At 44.7% G+C, this 15,302-nt stretch carries 12 protein-coding genes and 1 tRNA gene; 9 read left to right on the top strand and 4 right to left on the bottom strand.

Going from position 1 to position 15,302, the window contains the following annotated elements; genetic code table 11:
- Positions 1–81: 81 nt before the first annotated feature.
- The 5 genes from rlmKL (at position 82) to rmf (ending at position 6,597) form a co-directional block, all read left to right on the top strand.
- Positions 82–2,217 carry a bifunctional 23S rRNA (guanine(2069)-N(7))-methyltransferase RlmK/23S rRNA (guanine(2445)-N(2))-methyltransferase RlmL gene (gene rlmKL / locus AC5YBZ_RS09890; RefSeq protein ID WP_494518970.1) on the top strand — a complete coding sequence of 712 codons (2,136 nt, stop codon included), beginning with the start codon at positions 82–84 and terminating at the stop codon, positions 2,215–2,217.
- Positions 2,210–2,446, top strand: a complete 237-nt coding sequence (locus AC5YBZ_RS09885) for a glutaredoxin family protein (RefSeq protein ID WP_475514125.1) — start codon at positions 2,210–2,212, stop codon at positions 2,444–2,446. The genes rlmKL and AC5YBZ_RS09885 overlap by 8 nt, the downstream gene beginning before the upstream one ends.
- Position 2,447: 1 nt before the next feature.
- Positions 2,448–4,361 carry an ABC transporter ATP-binding protein gene (locus tag AC5YBZ_RS09880; protein ID WP_494518971.1) on the top strand — a complete coding sequence of 638 codons (1,914 nt, stop codon included), beginning with the start codon at positions 2,448–2,450 and terminating at the stop codon, positions 4,359–4,361.
- 27 nt (positions 4,362–4,388) lie between these two features.
- Positions 4,389–6,227, top strand: coding sequence for a DUF3466 family protein (locus AC5YBZ_RS09875; RefSeq protein WP_494542862.1), 1,839 nt, complete (start codon positions 4,389–4,391; stop codon positions 6,225–6,227).
- Positions 6,228–6,420: 193 nt separating this feature from the next.
- A complete protein-coding gene (gene rmf / locus AC5YBZ_RS09870) occupies positions 6,421–6,597 on the top strand; it encodes a ribosome modulation factor (protein ID WP_110458926.1) in 177 nt (58 codons plus the stop codon).
- Positions 6,598–6,679: 82 nt separating this feature from the next.
- Here the strand turns inward: rmf and fabA are convergent, their stop codons facing one another.
- On the bottom strand, positions 6,680–7,195 hold the full coding sequence (gene fabA, locus AC5YBZ_RS09865) for a bifunctional 3-hydroxydecanoyl-ACP dehydratase/trans-2-decenoyl-ACP isomerase (RefSeq protein ID WP_475514122.1): 516 nt from the start codon (positions 7,193–7,195) through the stop codon (positions 6,680–6,682).
- Positions 7,196–7,261: 66 nt separating this feature from the next.
- Positions 7,262–9,004, bottom strand: a complete 1,743-nt coding sequence (locus AC5YBZ_RS09860; protein ID WP_494518973.1) for a S16 family serine protease — start codon at positions 9,002–9,004, stop codon at positions 7,262–7,264.
- Between the two features lie 209 nt (positions 9,005–9,213).
- Between AC5YBZ_RS09860 and AC5YBZ_RS09855 the strand changes: the two genes are divergently transcribed.
- Positions 9,214–9,304 (top strand) — tRNA-Ser (locus AC5YBZ_RS09855).
- Positions 9,305–9,657: 353 nt separating this feature from the next.
- On the opposite strand, the gene AC5YBZ_RS09850 is transcribed toward AC5YBZ_RS09855, so the two are convergent.
- Both AC5YBZ_RS09850 and AC5YBZ_RS09845 read right to left on the bottom strand, forming a co-directional pair.
- Positions 9,658–10,650: a DUF2955 domain-containing protein gene (locus AC5YBZ_RS09850; RefSeq protein WP_494518974.1), complete on the bottom strand. Its 993-nt coding sequence runs from the start codon at positions 10,648–10,650 to the stop codon at positions 9,658–9,660.
- Positions 10,640–11,749: an HlyD family secretion protein gene (locus AC5YBZ_RS09845; RefSeq protein WP_494523594.1), complete on the bottom strand. Its 1,110-nt coding sequence runs from the start codon at positions 11,747–11,749 to the stop codon at positions 10,640–10,642. The genes AC5YBZ_RS09850 and AC5YBZ_RS09845 overlap by 11 nt, the downstream gene beginning before the upstream one ends.
- Before the next feature lie 738 nt (positions 11,750–12,487).
- Between AC5YBZ_RS09845 and AC5YBZ_RS09840 the strand changes: the two genes are divergently transcribed.
- From AC5YBZ_RS09840 to prpC, 3 genes are all read left to right on the top strand, one after another.
- A complete protein-coding gene (locus tag AC5YBZ_RS09840) occupies positions 12,488–13,144 on the top strand; it encodes a GntR family transcriptional regulator (protein WP_494523593.1) in 657 nt (218 codons plus the stop codon).
- 23 nt (positions 13,145–13,167) lie between these two features.
- Positions 13,168–14,046, top strand: coding sequence for a methylisocitrate lyase (gene prpB, locus AC5YBZ_RS09835; protein WP_494542861.1), 879 nt, complete (start codon positions 13,168–13,170; stop codon positions 14,044–14,046).
- A 120-nt stretch (positions 14,047–14,166) separates the two neighbouring features.
- Positions 14,167–15,291: a bifunctional 2-methylcitrate synthase/citrate synthase gene (gene prpC, locus AC5YBZ_RS09830; protein ID WP_494523591.1), complete on the top strand. Its 1,125-nt coding sequence runs from the start codon at positions 14,167–14,169 to the stop codon at positions 15,289–15,291.
- Positions 15,292–15,302 lie beyond the last annotated feature (11 nt).

Raw genomic sequence — 15,302 nt, 5'->3', positions numbered from 1 at the left:
GCTATAGCTAGAACTTTTTATCTTTTAATGGTTGGACAAGGTATAATGTCGGATTGATTTTTGAAGTGTGTCTATTTATCCATGTTGAATTTTTTTGCTGCAGCCCCACGAGGCTATGAATACGCATTATCGCTCGAATTAATCGAGCTTGGTGCCAATGACGTTAAAGAAAGTGTTGCGGGGGTGTATTTTTCGGCACCACTGGAATTGGCTTACCGTATTACCTTATGGTCTCGTCTTGCCAGCCGTATTATTTTAGTCATTTATAAAGGCCCGTGTGAAACGCCCGAGCAGCTTTATAATGCAGCATATTGTGTCGATTGGCAGACGCACTTTTCGAATAAAAGTAGCTTTAGCATCGATTTCCATGGTGTGGGTGGCTTTATCAAAAACTCCCAATTTGGTGCCTTAAAGGTTAAAGATGCGGTAGTGGATCGCTTTCGCGACGATGGTTGCGAACGTCCGAACGTCTCTCGCGTCGATGCTGACTTTAAGATTGATGCTCATTATCGCCGTGGTCAGGTGACGCTGGGGATCAATTTCTCTGGTCCAGCACTGCATCAGCGCGGCTACCGTGCCACCACGGGTGAAGCGCCATTAAAAGAAAACCTCGCGGCCAATATGCTCGTGCGCAGTGGTTGGAAAGAGGCACCGCAAGATGTGCTCGATCCTTTCTGTGGTAGCGGTACGATTTTGATTGAAGCGGCGATGATGGCCTGTGACGTAGCGCCTGCGCTTTATCGCGCTAAATTTGGTTTTCAAAAATGGTTACGTCATCAAGACGGTGTGTGGCAAGGTTTGATGGATGAAGCCAAAGCGCGTGCATCGCTGGGTATCAGCCGTTGTCAAATCAAGTTCTTTGGTTCAGACATCGACTCGCGCCTGGTGGCACTGGCAAAACGTAATGCTGAAAATGCAGGCGTTGCTGGGTTAATTGAGTTCTCCGTTTCTAATGCGCTTGATGTGACGCCTCCTGTTGCCACAGGTTTTATTATCACCAACCCACCTTATGGTGAGCGTTTGGGCACAGTCACTTCACTGCTGCAGCTGTATTATCAATTAGGTGACAAATTTAAGAGTGAGTTCGGTGGCTGGAAAATCGCCGTACTCAACAGCGATATTGAGTTACTCTCGGCGCTTAAACTTAAAGCCGATAAACAGATGAAAATGTTCAATGGCGCGTTAGAGTGTGCATTTAACTTATATACACTGCACGCCGAAAGCACGCGTCGTATCGAACCGAGTCAAGTGTTGGCCCAAGGCGGTGAGATTAGCGAAGTGGCTACCTCGTTTGCTAACCGAATCAAAAAGAACTTTAAGCAATTAAGTAAGTGGGCTCAGCGCGAAGGTATCGATAGCTATCGTTTATATGATGCCGATATTCCTGAATACAATGTGGCAGTGGATAAATACCTAGATTACGTGGTTATCCAAGAATACTCAGCGCCTAAAGATATACCAGAATCAGTTACTAAGCGCCGTTTGACCGATATATTATTAGTACTGCCTAATGCCATTGGGGTCGATCCAGATAAGATTATTCTTAAGACGCGTGAGCGTCAAAAAGGCACCAATCAGTATCAAAAGCTTGATGCCAAGAAATTGGAACTGGTTACCACAGAGTATGGGGCTAAGTTTAAGTTAAACCTGAAGGATTATTTAGATACAGGTTTGTTCCTCGATCACCGTTTAACCCGTAAACTAGTGGGCGAAAAGTCAAAAGGGCGTTCGGTATTGAATTTATTTGCCTACACAGGATCGGCATCGGTACATGCCGCACTTGGTGGGGCTAAGTCGGTCACGACCGTGGATATGTCAAATACCTATTTAAGCTGGGCTCAAGATAACTTTGCTTTAAATGGACTATCTGGGCGTCAATATCAGTTTATTCAAAGCGATTGCTTACAGTGGATTGCTGATTGCCAAGAGAAGTACGATCTGATTTTTATCGATCCACCGACGTTTTCTAACTCTAAACGCATGGAAGATTCATTCGATGTGCAGCGTGACCACGTGAGTTTGCTCAGTGGATTAGTGAAGCTGCTCAATCCAAAGGGTGAGATCATCTTCTCTAATAATAAGCGTAAGTTTAAGATGGAAAGTGAGGCGCTTGCTGAGCTCGGCTTAGTGGTGACTAATATCGATAACCAGACCTTACCTATGGATTACAAACGCAATCCTCAGATCCACAATACCTGGCTTATTACCCATGCCTAATCGTATTTTATTTACCCTGTTTCACACCGATGCTTGCCATCTGTGTGAACAGGCACAAGCATTAATTGATACCTTAGGGATCGATTATGTTAAGCAAGATATCTGTGATACCGACGAATTAGCCCAGGAATACGGCACCCGTATACCTGTTTTCTTGCGTGCCGATACGCAAGCCCAATTAAATTGGCCGTTCGATATCTCACAATTAAAACAGTTTATAGGAGCGTAAATTGAGTCTGGTTCGTATTAACAATGGCTCATTAGCCTACGGTTACACGCCGTTACTGCAACACGCCGACTTTACCATAGAGCCGGGAGAACGGGTCTGTATTGTTGGTCGTAACGGTGCGGGTAAATCGAGTTTGATGAAAGTGCTGTGTGGTGATGTGTTGCTCGATGAAGGCGAATTTAACATCGCCACCGATATTAAAGTCAGCCGCTTACAACAAGATCCTCCCAAAGCAGAGCAGGGAACTGTGTATGCTTATATTGCCGCAGGTTTACAAGAAGTTGGTGAAAAATTAGAACGTTATCATCAGCTCTCCCATGATGTTGCAAGTGCCTCTGTCGATGAGATGGATCGCATGTTGAAACAGATGGAGCGTTTGCAAGAGGATATCGACCACCTTAATGGCTGGCAGTTAGACTCAAGAATTAACCAAACGTGCGAACTCTTAGGTCTTGATGCCGATGCGAGCCTGATGAGTTTATCTGGTGGTTGGCAGCGCAAAGTAGCGCTAGCGCGAGCTCTGGTCAGTGAGCCCGATCTGTTATTACTCGATGAGCCGACCAACCATTTAGATATCGATACCATTGAGTGGTTAGAAGCCTTTTTACTCAACTATCGCGGCGCTATCGTGTTTATCAGTCATGACCGTGGCTTTATTCAACGCATGGCAACCCGAATTGTCGATTTAGATCGTGGTGTGGTCACATCATGGCCGGGTAATTATCAGGCGTATCTTGACGGCAAAGCCGAATGGTTGCGCGTCGAAAGCGAAAAAAATGCCCAGTTTGATAAAAAGTTAGCCGATGAAGAAACCTGGATCCGTCAAGGCGTTAAAGCACGTCGAACCCGCAACGAAGGCCGAGTTCGGGCGTTAAAAGCGTTACGTATGGAGCGAATGGAACGGATTAATCGCCAAGGTGGCGCTAAGATGGCCGTCGCCGATACCGAACGCTCAGGCAAGTTGGTATTTGAGGTTAATGACTTAAATTACAACTTACCCGATAAAAATTTGGTTAAGAACTTCTCTACTAGTGTGATGCGTGGCGATCGTATTGCGTTAATTGGTCCTAATGGCTGTGGTAAGTCGACGTTAATTAAGCTATTGATTGGCCAATTAACCCCTCAGTCTGGCGAGATTAAAGTGGGTACCAAGCTTGAGGTGGCGTATTTTGACCAGTACCGCGAAGCGCTAGACCCAGAGAAAACAGTTGAAGAAAACGTCGGTGAAGGCAAGAAAACCGTCACCATTAATGGCCAAGATAGGCATATTTTAAGCTATCTACAAGATTTCCTGTTTTCGCCCATGCGCGCCCGTACGCCAGTTAAAGCACTGTCGGGCGGCGAAAAAAATCGTCTGCTGTTAGCGCGACTATTGCTGCGGCCTGCAAACTTAATTATTCTCGATGAGCCAACGAACGATCTTGATATTGAGACGCTTGAATTGTTAGAGTCTTTGCTAACTGATTATCAAGGTACCTTGTTGTTGGTCAGCCACGACCGTGCATTTATCGATAACACTGTGACCAGTTCATGGTGGTTCACCGGTAATGGCGGTTGGAGCGAATACGTTGGTGGTTATCAAGATGCGGTGTCGCAAGGCGCAAAATTTTATTCTGAGGAACAAGTGACGCCAGTCGCTGTCCAACCCAAAGTTGCTCAAGCCCCAGAAGCTAAGCCTGTGGTTAAACCTGAGAAAAAGTTATCCTATAAGCTACAACGAGAACTTGAAGGTTTACCGGCCAAAATGGAGCAATTAGAGGCTGAGATTGAAGCCTTACAATCGCAAATTAGTGAACCGGATTTTTATGCTCAAGCACAAGATGTCGTGAGCAGTCGTTTAAGTGAACTGGCACAGCGAGAGCAGCAGTTAGAAGTTTGTTTCGAGCGTTGGGAAGAGCTAGAAGCGCTAAAATAAACGATAAAAATAATAGGAAATTAGTGAATGAAGTTGAAGTTTAATAGCGCCTTATCATTAGTGGCGGTTGGTGTTGTCAGTGCATTACAGACAGTGTCTGCCGCACCCGTTTATGAAATTCAAAATATTGAAGATTATGATCTTAATGGTACCTTAGCCTCGACGATTAATGGTTATGGCATGTTTGTTAACCAACAAAACCAGTTGGTGGGTATCTCGCAGGGTAAGAAAAAGCTTGAAGTTAATGACGACGATAACAGCATCATCGATATTGAAGATGGAATTTCTCCTGAGCAGCTCGTCACTTACTCAATAAATGCGCCTATTGAAGCCAATAACTTCACCTTCATCGCAGAGGGAAATGGCGCATCTGGTAGCTGGCTACCCACCTTTGATTCGGTATTTGGTACTACGCCACCAAAAGATACCAACGAAGATATCCCAGAGACCATCAATTCAATTAACGCTTCTTATTATGGTATCAATAACGCTGGACTACGTGTAGGCAGCTACACTGGTCCAGAGCAAAAAGTGGCTTATACCGGCGAGACTGCCGGGCAAGAATATTGGTATTACCGCGAGTTTGAAGAGCGCGCTTTCGTTAAAAAAGCCGACGGTACCGATATCGCAATTGCGCCGCCTTATACCACTTACACAAAAGACGATACCGATGTCATTGTTGGTGGTGTGTCTGTGGCCGCAGCGATTAATGATAATAATCAGATAACTGGCTATGGCACTACAGCTCTCGCTGCAAGTAGTGCAGAACGGCTTAACGATTGTATCGCTGGCGATGTTTATCCAGTCGATGTTTGCGTGCAGCTAAATCAATATCCAGACAGTGGTGGCTTTCGCCGTATTTTGTATCAAACTCGCGCCATGGTATGGCAGCTTGATGATAGTGGCGTAGTGGCTACGGAGTTGCCACTGGGATTAACCTCGACTTCAGATGTGGTGTTTACCGCTCAAGGTTTAGGGATTAACAAGAACGGCACCGTCGCGGGGCGCTCACATGTTTATCGTAATAACGACACCGATAAACTGGCATTCGATGCTGCTTACTGGAAAAAAGACAGTAACGGCGCCTATCAATATCATTGGGTTAAGATGACGGACGATCAGCTCTCTTCTATTGCCTATGATATTAACGATAGTGGCATCCTTGTCGGTAGCTATAAGCAATACTTAGAAGGCTATGCTCGCGATAAATTTTTCTATTTAGATACCAATCAAGCGTCACCTAGCTTCGTAACACCAAATGATTTTTATCAAGGGATCTCGGATCGCAGTTCGCGCCCAAGAGATATTAATAATAAAAATCAAGTGGTGGGTTATATTGAAGCCACTAGTGAGAAAGAGAAACCAAGATTAAAGTCAGGTTTCTTGTTCGATAAAAATAGTGATGAGTTTTACGATCTTAACGAACTATTGGTGTGTGAATCAAAAGGCTATACCCAAGACGACAGTGGCGATTGGACACGTAATAAAGTTGAAGTAACGGATGGCAATGGTGATTTACTCTCTTATGAAAGTGAGATCCGTATCGTTGAAGCCAACAGTATCAACGAAGACGGTACCATAGTGGGTACGGCATTTATTCGTAAACCTTCTTACCAGTTCGACAGCAATGGTAATTTGGTGATTGGTGATAATGGTAAACCGTTATTTTTACTCAATGCCGATGGCCAACCTGTGACCGCCTTTATTCCTCGAATGGTTGTTCTGCAGCCATCTAATTCAGGTGCCGCCTGTACTGTAAAAGAGAGCGATAATTCGGGTAATGGTGACTATGAGCGTAAAGGCGCAGCCAGTTTTATATGGCTTCTGACTTTACCTTTACTCTGGTTTAGACGCCGTAAAGGCTAATCATAGTTCTTAGAACAAATTGAAATAAAAATCGAGGCATATGCCTCGATTTTTTTTAAACAACGAACTCATAAGCTTAAAAAATAACCGTTTAAAAAGCGCTTTTTTTGATTGATCTCAGCTGCAAAACGTTCTATTTGTATCCATGAGGCTTTGGCTTCGCTTCTAGGATTTTCGAACAGAGGATGCTTGCATGAAAAGACAAAAACGAGATCGTCTAGATAGAGCTTTTTCAAAAGGATTTAAGGCCGGAATAGGAGGGCGCTCTAAAGAGAATTGTCCTTATTCTACATTAGACTCAAAGTCGCATTGGTTAGGAGGATGGCGCGAAGGCGTCGATGGACGGCTAAGTGGACTGTTTAATAAATAATTAGCAGTGTGATTGAGAGTTGCCCTCTAGGTTGTAGAGGGCATTTTTATATCAAGCTCTTGCTGATAAGGAGATGATTCGATTAAAAAGTTGACGTATCAGAGAAAATACCCACTTTTAGATCTTTAGCCGAATAGATTTCTCGGCCATCCACTTCCATTACAGCATCGGCGATACCCATAACAAGCTTACGATAAACTTTACGCTTAATGGTTAACTTATAAGTGACCTTTTTGGCATCAGGCAAGACTTGACCAGTAAATTTAACTTCACCCACGCCTAATGCGCGTCCTTTGCCTTCAGCGCCTTCCCAACCAAGGAAAAAGCCGACTAATTGCCACATAGCATCAAGGCCTAAACAACCAGGCATCACGGGATCGGTTTGAAAGTGACAGTCAAAAAACCAAAGAGATGGATCAATATCCAGCTCGGCAACAATCTCACCTTTGCCAAATTCACCACCATCGGCATTAATCTTGGTAATGCGGTCAATCATCAACATATTGTCGATAGGGAGGCGAGGAGAGTTGGCGCCAAATAACGTACCGTGACCGCAAGCCACTAATTCTTCTTTGTTAAAACTGTTTGCTCTATTCATTATTAACTTCACTCCGCAATTTGAGCTGCCAAGGTTAGCGAACACGTGTAAGCTAAACAACTCCGATCAGCTAGAAAGTTTGAGTTTCGCGAGCCACTTAGTAAAAAATGAGACATCTTCGTCTGGATAACCCGCTAAGCCCTCTAAACGGTCTTGTACTAAGCGATACAAGGTGTCTTCTGGGAACTGGCCATTTTCATCAGGAATCCCCGCAGGCATCTTCATCAGTATGGTCACGGCTTCATCGATGTGTTCAACCTGGTACAAGTGAAACTGTTTACTATGGACTGCATCAATCACATCTTGGTGTAAATTCAGTTGTTGCACATTAGATTTCGGTAGAATAACGCCTTGGTTGCCAGTGAGTCCACGGCGTTGACACAGGGCAAAAAAGCCTTCAATTTTTTCATTAACACCACCGATGGCTTGCACTTGACCAAATTGGTCTATCGCGCCAGTGGCTGCAATGCCTTGCTCAATAGGATGCTCAGCAATGGCAGACATTAAGGCGCAGTATTCGGCCAATGAAGCGCTGTCACCATCAATTTCTTGATAAGACTGTTCGAACACAATATTAGCATTTAAATGCAGTGGCGCATCTTTACCGAAAATACGGTACAGGCAAGATGAGAGGATCATTAAGCCTTTTGCGTGAATATTACCGCCCAGCTCAGATTTACGTTCAATATCGGCCACCTCACCGTCACCATAATGTACCGAAGCGGTAATGCGTGCTGGCTCGCCGTAGCAATACTCGGCGGCATCCAATACGGTGAGGCCGTTTATTTGACCAATCATGGTGCCGCTGGTCGGCAGGTTAATAAAGTTATCATCAAAACTTTGTGCTGACAGGGTTTGAGAAGCGTTATGGCGCTGGGTTTGTTGTGCCAGCGCATGAGCTATTGCTGCATCAGTTAACTCTCGGCTCTGGCGATATGCGCAGGCTTGCTCCATTAACTGTACCATAGGAATGGTCATCAAGCTTAGGTGTTGCTGATGGTCTGCCAGTCGTGAACTGACGTTAAATAGCGGTGCCAATGCCGATTGCGTTAGGGTTATCCCTTTGTCACTCGCCAGCGTGACTAACCATTGGAGGTAATCTTGCTCAGAAAATTCAGGTAGGGTGAGTTCATTGACTAATTCCCCTAATAGGGAAAAGTTGCTAGCAAATAGGCGTTCTTCAATATAAGAGACACTATAAAGTGCGCTACTACCGACTAAAATAATTTTGCAGTTAAGTGCAATCGCAGGCCAATTAGAGTGAATATGATACTCAGCGCGATCTATAGTCTGTAACACTAACTCCCATAATCCCTCGCGTTTCCATAATGATTCAGCGCAGATAAACAGGTAACGGCAATCAGCAAAGGCGCCAGGGTGATAATGCTGCGAATTGAGACTACTGATGTGCCCAATCAAGTCGCGGCGTTTAATATTGCCACTAAGGTAGCGATAACGACGTGTGTTATCACAGAGGTTATCGTCACCGGGCTCGGCTTGCCATACAAGGTTACTATTGATTTGAGTGTTTTGAGTCGCTTGTTGATCATCTTGGATTATGCGGTTTAAATATTGCACCGTGTGAAGCGGCTGACTTTCAACCAAGGCTTGAATAAAGCGTTTTCTATCAATCCCACTTTGATCGGCTAAATACATATGCTGATCGCTGGTGCTGGCTAACAGGGAGAAAGCGTCGAGCGTTCGAGACTGGCCCAGCAGCCTTGCTTGTTGAGTGGGTACGATATTAGCAATAGATGGGATAGCAAAACAGGGTGAAAGAGAAGCTGGAGCAATTGGATTCGCGTTCATATTGGAGAGTATTATTTAAACATGCTCAGATGTTAGCACAATTTTGATGTCGCCCTATTAAGTTTCGCTATTTTGCCAATGACAGACCGATTTTTATCAATCGATGCTGGTTGAAAAATGTAGGTTGGTATATTTCTTCGACAAGTGGCACGAATTTTACGAATTTGGGTTTACATCTTAACGTTATGCTTATAGTATTGCCGGCGTTCGGAGAGATGGCAGAGTGGTCGAATGCACCGGTCTTGAAAACCGGCATGGGTTTATAGCCCATCTAGGGTTCAAATCCCTATCTCTCCGCCACATTAAACACGAGAAAAGCCGTTGATTATCAACGGCTTTTTTTGTTTTTGGCGTTTGAGGGGCTCTCCTTAAGGATTAACTCAGACAATGTACCTTTATAGAATAGAGCCCCCAATAACGTGTACTTCACACGTATCTGTTTAGCCAAGTCGTTACGCGATAAAGGCTTCCCTTTTGATATTAAAGTGTCTTTGTTGACTCGTGATAGGTCAGAAGCTGTCATGCGCAATACTGATGTCGCTGGCACACTCAAGAGAATCATTAAGTCTATTGACCATCAAACATGAATTAATGATTTTATTCGGTATGTTGATGAAATGATTAACAGTCTGCAGATAAGGCGAATTGTAAAGTTAGCTTTTATCTCTTGGGTGCAAAATGATTAAGCTCATTATCCCGAGCAAGACTGCAGCAAAAACGGAACTAAATCGAACCAAATCATCAGTAATAGCGTTAATACTGGTTGAGGTGATGCCATAAAACACCAGTACCACGTAACTGGAATAAAGTAGCTGAATTGAATTATAACTGGCTTGTTTCGCTACCGCATGAATCCCCATAAATAATGAACTTACGAGTGCAACGCCAAGGGTACCCACCAAATTGACCTGTAAAAGGCTCATTATTAGCGGTGGTATCGCATAAAGCACACTCGCGTAGGTCGTTAATAATCTTCTCAGGCCATAGTCTTTACCAATGAGGGGATCGGGATCTTTTATAACCAACGCCACTATGATGGTGATAATTGTGCTTTGCTCTAGATCTAAACCGATAGAAGAAACCATGACTATCATTATGATCAACGTCTTAACCATGGTTTGCCAATCAAAATGATATTTCATCGCAGATGATGGAGGTGTTACATTTTTAGCAAGAGGCTCCCCAGCGGGAAAAATGAAGTAAGCCAAATAAGCGGTAAATCCAGCAATAAATATATTTTTTAACAACGCCAGCGGAATTTGCTCAACACTAATCCCTTTTTGTTGGGTAAACACTGCAATCATGACGGTGGATACGATGAGCAGTATTGCCAATACGTCTTGGGCATCTTTTCTCGTCCGTTCCATACACCAATAGAAAACACCAAACAAAAACAAGTAATAAACATGAGGGTAATCGACTAATAAACTATTCATCAATGCTTGAAACCAAGCGGTGATAAACAGTATTCCCCCCATGATAAACACCATGGCGAGAGGTGGCGGCTCATGAGTTGTTGTTAAAAATACTGCGCACATTGCGGGTGCTAGCAATGGCAAGTCAGTACCGAATATATATTGCCAAAAGAGCAATAGAACAGGAAATAACGCAACTCTAATGAGGGGGTTAGCGGCACTACGATACATAACTAATATAGCTCCATGCCCAAATCCATAAATCTTGTAATTTTTCTCCAATATAGCTTTCATTTGGGTAAAAACCGACGACCGCACGTCCACTGTATCTTAGCTTGATATTATCAGGTAAGTCTGAAAACTCGATATTGACGGGAAAACGTTGTGCCTTTGGACTGCTTGTTGGTGAGGTAATAAGACCACTGCTCGCATTTTCCTCAAGGCTGCCGTTGCCACTACTCCCCCAACCAATTGAAGATATTTGACCATTAAATACTTCTCCTGGGTAAGCATCAAAAACAATTTTGACCTTATCTCCAGCTTTTAAGTGTGTTAAAGAGTTCTCTCTGACCATTGCGGTGAGCCAAAGGTGATGGTTGTTGATGAAGGTAAGTAACGGTTGTCCAGTGGCTGCATAATCTCCGACTACGACATTCATATTGGTCATCACGCCATTACCTGGTGCGACTAACTTAGTATGATTAAGATTGAGCAGCGACTGCTCTAGTTTATTTAGCACCGTTTGTATCTCTGGGTTTTCTTCGCCTCTGGGGCCAAACTCTTGTTTGGCTTTTTCGAGTGCTGATGAGGCTTGAGCGAGGTTGGCCTCTGCGGTTTGGAGTTCGGCAATAAGATCATCCATGGTGGCTTGGCTAATGGTGCCTCTTTGCGCTAATACACGGTTGCGTTCCACATTTTTTTTTGCATTGTTGACCTTAACACGCGCAGCTACCTCGTTAGCTTTCGCCACGTTAATTGCAGCTGAGTCAGCTTCATAAGATTGTGCTGCTTGCTGTAAATCTAACCTTGCTGCTTTAACGGCTAATTCAAAAGGGCGAGGGTCTATAGTCACTAACACATCGCCTGTTTGCACAGGACTATTATCAACAACGTGGACCTTGGCGATAGACCCTGACACTTCAGGACTAATGCGGATCACTTGGCCATTAATTCTCGCCTGTTCGGTCATCGGGGTCATTCGATCGGCCCACAGGGTGTAGAGCCAAATACTGACCACAATTGCAAAAATGTAATAGGTGAATGAGCGAGCTTGATTGAGCTTTTTATTATCTTCTGCTGCAGGGCCCGTTACGTCGTTATTTTCTGACATTGTGTCTTCCTCAACTCATTTTTGTTTTGCTAAAGTAAATTAACCATTTTCGATAACGCTTTTATGGCTCTGACCTCCATAAGGCGAATCACAAAAGTAAACAGACAAAACAAACCAACTAATACTATAGCGGTGGAATTAGAGAGCGTTATTAAGTTTGCGTATTTAGTTCAAATAACTGCTAAAGCCACACATAAGCCAAATAATGTTTTGTAAATAATGCTCGTGAGTGCAGGCGTTAATGAGCAAGCAGCGCTTTTTAAATTGCCCTTTTAAACTAATTTAACATTAGCAGGTTATTTTTTGTTTTTGAATGCATAAATAGGAGGTGATTAACGGCAAGGTGACACCTACCCCAAATGTGAGCGAGAGGGCTTATTACATGGCCTTATTTCGAATTGATTAGCATATTTATTGCTATATGCACATTCTCTATCGGTAATAGAGTGATGGTCTGCAATAGAGCCATGTATTGCACAGTTTATCACTCCTGAGGCTGACAAAGCTTTCACTTGGTATTGACCTTTGACCCTATTGTGAATTTATTGCGATTGAGCTTTGATTCGCTATTAAGGCGTAGCTTAGCTGGAGCAGACCATCTTTTTTGTCACGATTTAATTACAACTTTAGTCTAACTATTAACGTTTTTGTCGACAATATAGCCACTTTGGGTTGAATACTTAATCCTTCGAGACTATATTGTCGACAACGTGATAATTCAGCAGGCTAACCTTAGAGATGACATTTCAACCCCTACCACCCGTTACCTCGGCAGATAAAACCTTTTATCAATTAAGGCAAGATATTGTCGAAGGGGTGATCGCTGCGGGCGCTAAGCTGAGTGAAACTGAATTGTCGACAACCTACGGCGTCAGCCGCGCGGTGATCCGTGAGGCGATAAATCGTTTGGAGTCGAGCCATATTGTCGAGCGTAAGGCAAACGTGGGTGCGAGAGTGGTGGCGTTAACCGCTGCGGGATTATCTGAATTGTATCAGATTAGAGAGTCACTCGAAGGAATGGCGGCGCGGTTGGCGGCTAAGCATATGACTGACGCTGAAATTGGTGAACTTGAAACCTTGCTGCAAAGCCATTTTAAAGATGTGAAAGAGGGGGAGTCTTATTACCAAGAAGCGGGTGATGTGGACTTTCACTATCGCATTATCTTGGGCAGTAAGAATAAACACCTTATCTCTATGCTGTTTGATGGCATCTATCATCTGGTGCGCATGTATCGAGTACAACTGGGCATGGCGGGGCCGCGAGTCACAACGGCATTTGATGAACATAAGCATATTGTTAAGGCAATCGCTAACCGCGATGAAGAGCTGGCCGAGATATTAATGCGGCGTCACATCATGTATTCAAAAAACAATATTCAAAACAAGCTTGCATAGAATAAACATAAGAGGAATTAAGCATGAGCGCAGGAAAGAAGTTCCGTGAGGCACTGGCAAATAATAAGCCACTGCAAATTGTAGGCACGATAAACGCCTATTCCGCGATGATGGCAGAGCAAATTGGCCATCAAGCCATTTACCTCTCTGGTGGTGGCGTGGCTAACGCCTCTTATGGTTTGCCAGATTTAGGCATGACATCGCTCAATGATGTACTGGTTGATGTGCAGCGCATCACCTCAGCTTGCGCCTTGCCCTTACTGGTGGATATCGATACTGGCTGGGGCGGGGCATTTAATATTGCTAAAACGATTCGCGATATGGAAAAGGCCGGCGCTGCAGCGGTACATATGGAAGATCAAGTGGCGCAAAAGCGCTGCGGTCATCGCCCCAACAAAGAGATTGTGTCGACCGAAGAGATGGTTGACCGCATTAAGGCAGCAGTCGATGCGCGCACCGATCCCGACTTTTTTATCATGGCTCGCACCGATGCGTTTGCTCAAGAAGGGTTAGAGGCGGCGATTGAACGTGCTAGGGCCTATATTGCCGCTGGCGCCGACGGTATTTTTGCCGAAGCGGTGCAAACCGAAGCTCATTACCGCGCCTTTGCCAGTGCCATAGAGGCGCCATTATTAGCGAACATTACCGAATTTGGTCAAACCGAATTATGGAACAAAGCCCAGCTTGGTGAGTGGGGCGTGGACATGGTGCTCTACCCGTTAAGTGCCTTTAGAGCGATGAACAAAGCGGCAGAAAATGTCTACACCGCGATTTTACGCGACGGCGATCAAAAGGCGGTACTCGATACGATGCAAACGCGTATGGCGCTTTATGATTATCTGGGTTATCACGATTATGAACAAAAATTAGATAGCTTATTTGCCGAAGGCAAAAATAAATAGTGTGGCTTGAGCTGCCCGGCTCATCGCTGAGTCGCGGCTCAATGAAGGACAGTATAAAACCCTACGCGCCAAGCGTGCTGCTTGGCGAATAAATAATTTAGATTCCAAAAGGAACACATTATGGTTGATAAAAAGTTAAGTGGTGCAGGTCTGCGTGGCCAAAGTGCTGGTGAAACAGCGTTATGTACAGTGGGAAAATCTGGCTCTGGCTTGACCTACTGTGGTTATGATGTGGCGGATCTGGCTGAGAATGCCACGTTTGAAGAGGTGGCTTACCTGCTATTTAATGGCGAACTGCCCACTGCCGCACAGCTCGATGGTTATAAAAATGAGCTAATGTCACTGCGTGATCTTCCGCAGGCGCTAAAAGAGGTATTGCAGCGAATTCCTCGTGACGCCCACCCGATGGATGTGATGCGCACGGGGTGCTCATTTTTGGGCAATCTTGAACCAGAAGTCGATTTTACCCAGCAATATAATGCAGCCAATCGTTTACTGGCGGCGTTTCCTGCGATTATGTGTTACTGGTATCGCTACAGCCATGATGGCGTCGATATTGATTGTACAACCGATGAAGACTCACTCGCGGGCCATTTTCTTAAGCTGCTTAATGGTAAGGCACCATCGGATCAGCATCGCCGCGTGATGGATGTATCGCTGATTTTGTATGCAGAGCATGAGTTTAATGCATCGACCTTTACCGCCCGCGTTTGTGCCTCAACCTTGTCTGACATGTTCTCCTGTATTACTGGCGCTATCGGCTCGCTGCGCGGTCCACTGCATGGCGGAGCTAATGAAGCGGCGATGGAGATGATCCAACAATTTAGCTCACCAGAAGATGCGAAAATTCAGATGGCTGGCATGCTAGAGCGCAAAGAGAAAATCATGGGGTTTGGCCATGCGATTTATCGCACTTCTGATCCTCGCAACGTGATCATCAAAGCGTGGTCTGAAAAGTTAGCCCATGAGTTTGGCGATACTTCGCTGTACGACATTTCGGTGGCATGTGAAGAGTTTATGTGGGACACCAAGAAGCTATTTTGTAATGCCGATTTTTTCCATGCATCGGCGTATCACTTTATGGGGATCCCGACCAAGTTATTCACCCCAATATTTGTCTGTTCACGCTTAACTGGCTGGGCGGCGCACGTGATGGAGCAGCGCGCTAATAATCGCATTATTCGCCCAAGCGCCGACTATGTCGGTGCCGAGCCGCGTAAAGTAGTGCCTATCGGCGAGCGATAATCTAAGCAATT

The sequence above is a fragment of the Shewanella sp. 553 genome, from assembly GCF_059338375.1.
This window is presented reverse-complemented; position numbering and strand designations above follow the sequence as displayed.

Coding starts and splice junctions, on each gene's coding strand:
- prpB (WP_494542861.1), top strand. CDS start 13,168: ATGAGCGCAGGAAAGAAGTTCCGTGAGGCACTGGCAAATAATAAGCCA.
- AC5YBZ_RS09875 (WP_494542862.1), top strand. CDS start 4,389: ATGAAGTTGAAGTTTAATAGCGCCTTATCATTAGTGGCGGTTGGTGTT.
- fabA (WP_475514122.1), bottom strand. CDS start 7,195: ATGAATAGAGCAAACAGTTTTAACAAAGAAGAATTAGTGGCTTGCGGT.
- AC5YBZ_RS09845 (WP_494523594.1), bottom strand. CDS start 11,749: ATGTCAGAAAATAACGACGTAACGGGCCCTGCAGCAGAAGATAATAAA.
- AC5YBZ_RS09860 (WP_494518973.1), bottom strand. CDS start 9,004: ATGAACGCGAATCCAATTGCTCCAGCTTCTCTTTCACCCTGTTTTGCT.
- AC5YBZ_RS09850 (WP_494518974.1), bottom strand. CDS start 10,650: ATGTATCGTAGTGCCGCTAACCCCCTCATTAGAGTTGCGTTATTTCCT.
- rmf (WP_110458926.1), top strand. CDS start 6,421: ATGAAAAGACAAAAACGAGATCGTCTAGATAGAGCTTTTTCAAAAGGA.
- prpC (WP_494523591.1), top strand. CDS start 14,167: ATGGTTGATAAAAAGTTAAGTGGTGCAGGTCTGCGTGGCCAAAGTGCT.
- AC5YBZ_RS09840 (WP_494523593.1), top strand. CDS start 12,488: ATGACATTTCAACCCCTACCACCCGTTACCTCGGCAGATAAAACCTTT.
- rlmKL (WP_494518970.1), top strand. CDS start 82: ATGTTGAATTTTTTTGCTGCAGCCCCACGAGGCTATGAATACGCATTA.
- AC5YBZ_RS09885 (WP_475514125.1), top strand. CDS start 2,210: ATGCCTAATCGTATTTTATTTACCCTGTTTCACACCGATGCTTGCCAT.